Source organism: Tenacibaculum sp. IB213877, assembly GCF_034043975.1.
Classification (GTDB): Bacteria; Bacteroidota; Bacteroidia; order Flavobacteriales; family Flavobacteriaceae; genus Polaribacter.
This window is the reverse complement of the sequence record NZ_JAXCHH010000017.1, coordinates 1-4,588: the sequence shown is the minus strand read 5'-3', so window position 1 is coordinate 4,588 and position 4,588 is coordinate 1. Positions and strand designations below refer to the sequence as shown.

General features: G+C 32.0%; 2 protein-coding genes. Both read right to left on the bottom strand.

Annotated elements, in window-relative coordinates:
- Window positions 1-65: 65 nt before the first annotated feature.
- A complete protein-coding gene (locus SLH33_RS12815; protein ID WP_320419515.1) occupies window positions 66-1,367 on the bottom strand; it encodes a RagB/SusD family nutrient uptake outer membrane protein in 1,302 nt (433 codons plus the stop codon).
- Between the two features lie 18 nt (window positions 1,368-1,385).
- Entirely contained in the window at window positions 1,386-4,418 is a 3,033-nt protein-coding gene (locus SLH33_RS12810) for a SusC/RagA family TonB-linked outer membrane protein (RefSeq protein ID WP_320419514.1), read from the bottom strand.
- Between the last annotated feature and the right edge of the window lie 170 nt (window positions 4,419-4,588).

The window sequence follows — 4,588 nt, the reverse complement described above, 5'->3', positions numbered from 1 at the left end:
ACATCTTTATAAGAAAAAGCTCTCTGAAATCAGAGAGCTTTTTTTTACAATGAAAAACTTTCTATTTAAACTCCTAATTCACTAAAAGGTGTTGGGAAAGCATCAATAATATTATCTCCTGCCCTATCTAACGGAACATAAGTGCTATTTAATCTATCAAGTCTTCTTAAATCTATCCATCTATGCCCTTCTCCAAATAAAGAATACCTTCTTTGATGTAATACTTCTTCAATTAATTCATCATCCAAAGTTCCTCCAGAATAATCTGGTAATCCTGCAGCATTTCTTACAATATTAATAGCATTAATCGCTTCAGGATTATTTGTTCCTATATTAGCCTCAGCATACATTAATATTAATTCTTCATTTCTAATTAAATAAACAGAGTCTGTATTACTTTTGTATAAAGCAAATTGATGTGTTGCAGATAGATTATCAAAAGTAGCAGCTTGAGAAAGCATAAGAGATTTATCGTTAACACGACTATCATTTGCCTCAGCATCGGCTACCCATGTGTTATGAACCATAAATTTAGGCCCATCATCTCCTAAAGTATTAAATTGGTTATTCGGAAGATCATTACCAGCCAACCCAAAAATATGAGCTACACCTGACATAAGATCACCATCCAAATCAAGGAAGGAATCATCAAGAAGAGTCAAAACACTTGACATATCCCCTTGATATAAAGCAACTCTAGCTGTCAGAGCTCTGTTAAACTCAATAAATGAATCCGTATTTCTAGCAAAAGTTGAAGGGAATTCAAAATTGTCAGGAGAATTTAACAGATGGTTATTTGCTTCATTAAATAAGTTCCTAATTTGAACGAGTGCCTCATCGTATCCTACAAAAGGTCCTAAATTATCAGGATCAGCCACATCAATTCGAATACCATTTGTGTATTGTCGGCTTGCCGACATTAATAAAGCATATGCTTTAACTGTTTTTGCAAAACCATAATAGGAGTTTTTCTCTGCATCGGTAAATCCTGCAGATGAATTATCTACAGCATTAATCAAAACGTTAGCCGATTTAACAACCCTATACCATGCCGCATAAGCTCGTGTTGTTAAAAAACCATTATTGTCTAATGGTCCTTTTAATATTTCACCAGTATAACGAGGATCAGTACCAGTTAAATCATGGTATTCTCTAGCCAAATAACTAACCGTTTGATAATGATACTCTAAATCATTTCTTGTGATAGCTTCTAAACCAACCGCCAAAGCCTCAACATCTGCAGCAGTTGCTCCTTCAGCAAAGCTATCTAAAGTTGGTGCATTTTGGTTTGGTAATTCATCAAGCTCGCAACTTTGAAAAACAGCCACTAAACCTAATACTAGTAGTTTTAAATATATTTTATTCATAATAACTTACTTTTTGAATTAAAAATTAACATTTAAATGAAAGTTGATAAATTTTGCAGCAGGATAAGGAGTTACCTCAACATTATTTGCTAAAACATTATTACCAAAGTTTGATGCCTCAGGATCATAACTGTTATAATCAAAAATATTAATCAAATTTCTACCTGAGATTCCTACTTTAACTTTTTCAAACCCTTTAAATACATTGTCATTAAATGTGTAATACAATCCTACTTCACGTAATCTAATATATCCTGCATCTTCAATAAGTGGTTCAGGATTGACAAATGCTTGACTTGATCTGTAGTCCCCATTTGAAAGTGTTCCTGATGGATCTAAACCTGTATCATCATAATCCCATGTTGTACCAGCAAGATCATATAATAGAGTTGTTAAATTAATTCCATCGCCTCCTTTTTTCCAATGCCATAAAAATGACAAATCAAAATTCTTATATCTTAAACTATTTTGCCAAGACATTTGAAAATCTGGTTCTGCATTACCATATACAAAGAAACCATCTCCTTCCGGGTCTCTTCTAGCTATTTCTTCAGCTGAATATTCATCTGCATCATAGGTTCCAACAATTTGGGTAGCACTAAATCCTTCTTGAATATAAAAAGTACCTAATGAAGAAGCAAATCCACCTTCAGTAAATGCTGGAACATCTAGTTTTGTAATTTTAGATTTGTTTTTCCACCATTTTACATTTGTATCCCATGAAAAATCTTCTTTTTCTATAACATTTGCGTTTAGTCCAATCTCAATACCTTTATTCTGAAGTTCACCTCCATTTTTTATCTCCCTAGTAAATCCAGTTGAAAGAGGTACCTGCTCTTGAATTAGTAAATCACTAATTTTCTTATCATAGATTGTAGTTTCTAATAATAATCTATTATCAAACAACCCAAGATCAATACCATATTCTAATTCTTTTTGGCGTTCTGGCTCAATATTTGGATCTCCTTTAAATGTTCCAGGAGCAAAACCTGAATTACCTCCAATAAATTGAGGTGTAGTTAGAGTGAATTGGTCATTAAAATTTGGAAACCTACCTGCTTCACCGTAAGCAACTCTAGGTTTTATACTATTAAATGGGCCTAAATCTCCCAAACCAAACCTATGTAAATTGACAGCTAAATTTGCTTTTGGATAATAATACATCTTATCAGAAATACCGTTATTGGTAGATTTATCTCCTCTAATCCCTATTGTTCCAATTATTTTATCATCATAATTAATCTCTTCTTGAGCAAAGAAACCAGTATCTTTTTGTAATCTAATAGTTTGTTGTGAAGATAAATTATCTGCCAATGACAAATTAGTTAAAGCTCCATTAAAGCCAGTTCCCACAGTAATTACTGTATTTCTGTCAAAATCTTGAAAGAAAGTACCAACCTGTGTTGTGAAACCTAATCCGTTTTTCAAATCTAAATTATGTACCAAAAATGCAGATAAATTGTAATTTGTATTTACCGTTGTTCCTGAAATTGCGGCTCCTTTAAGTGTTGAACGATCTCTAAAATAAGTTAGTTCTCTAGGGAAAATACTAGTAGTTCGCAATGTATACTGATCAAAACCTGCTTGTAAGACTAATTTTAATCTATTTGATTCTCCATCTAAAATTTTAACATTGGAAGTTGCACTACCTATAAAACGATTTACATTTTCTCTATTTGTAGTAAGTGCAACCGTTTCTAAAACGTTTGATCCTGCACCTCCAAAAGGATAAAGTCCATCACTACTCGGAGATAGATTTTCCCAAGGATATGTGAATGCTAATGCATATCCAACAGTTCTATTTGCATTTCCGTTATTAAAAAAACCTCTATCTGCTTGAGAATTTATATAATTTGAAGTTACATATAAATCTAACCAATCATTAAATTTTTGTCCAATGTTCAATCTGACAGAAGCTTTTTCATAACCAGTATTTTCAACCAAACCTGGTTCTTCTTTGTGTGTTACTCCAAAAAAGTAGTCCGTTTTTTCAAAACCTCCAGAAGTACTAAATCTTGCAGTAGTTGAAATTCTAGTATGATCAAACAATTCTGCTTCATAATCTCTTAATCCACCGTTAGCTACTGCTTGATTAAACCTATTTACTACAGCCTGAGCATTAGCTGTATTTTCAGCATCTTCAACTGGATCTTCACTTGGTGAGTAAAAATTATCAAATACTCTTGTAGCATTCCAATCTCTTAATCCTAATAATCTCGTTGGACTTCTAAAACCTACTGTTTGAGAAAAAGAAACTCTTGGTTTACCTTGTTTTCCTCTTTTAGTAGTAATAATCACAACACCTCCTGCTGCTCTTGAACCATATAAAGCAGCGGCTGAAGCTCCTTTTAATATCTCTACATTTTCAATATCTTCAGGATCAATATCCGCTATCCTGTTAGAGGCATCATCTTGGTTGGTTGAAGTATTACCTCCACCTGCGGCCTCACTAACAACATTATTACCTGAAGAAATTGAAGAATTATCTACATAAACACCATCAACAACAAAAAGAGGCTGCTGGTCTCCAAAAATAGAAGTAACACCCCTTAGTCTCATAGAAATACCTCCTCCAGGGGCTCCTGAATTTGCTTTAATTTCAGCACCTGTAAACTTTCCTGATAATGCACTATCAAACCCTGATTGAGCTGTTACTTGTGCTAATTGAGCTCCCGATATTGAAGATACGGTATTAGCTAAATTTGATCTTTTGGTTGATGTTGCTAATCCAGATATAACCACTTCATTTAAAATATCATTTTCTTCTTGTAAAGTAATTATTATTTTTTCTCCTCCCTTAACACTCTTCTCAATAGTTGAAAAGCCAATTGATGTTACTACTAAAATAGAGGGTGATTTTTTTAAATTCAAATTAAAATCACCATTAAAATCTGTAGAAGTACCATTAGGAGTACCTTTTTCAATAATATTAGTTCCAGGAATAGGATCTCCATTCTTATCTAATATTTTTCCACTAATAGACTGTGAAAGAATATTACTTGAAAGTAAGAACACTCCAAGTAATTTTATTACATAATTTTTTTTTATCATAGTATAGTTAATTTTTAACATAAGCAAATTTTTAATTTTTTTTTAACAAAAACAAATTTGTTTGAATATTTTTAATTAAAAATGTTAAAAAAAAACAAAATATATGTTTATTTTGGTTTTTTTAATAAAAAAATCACATTTTTAAAATGCGATTTTTTTTATTAATTTGA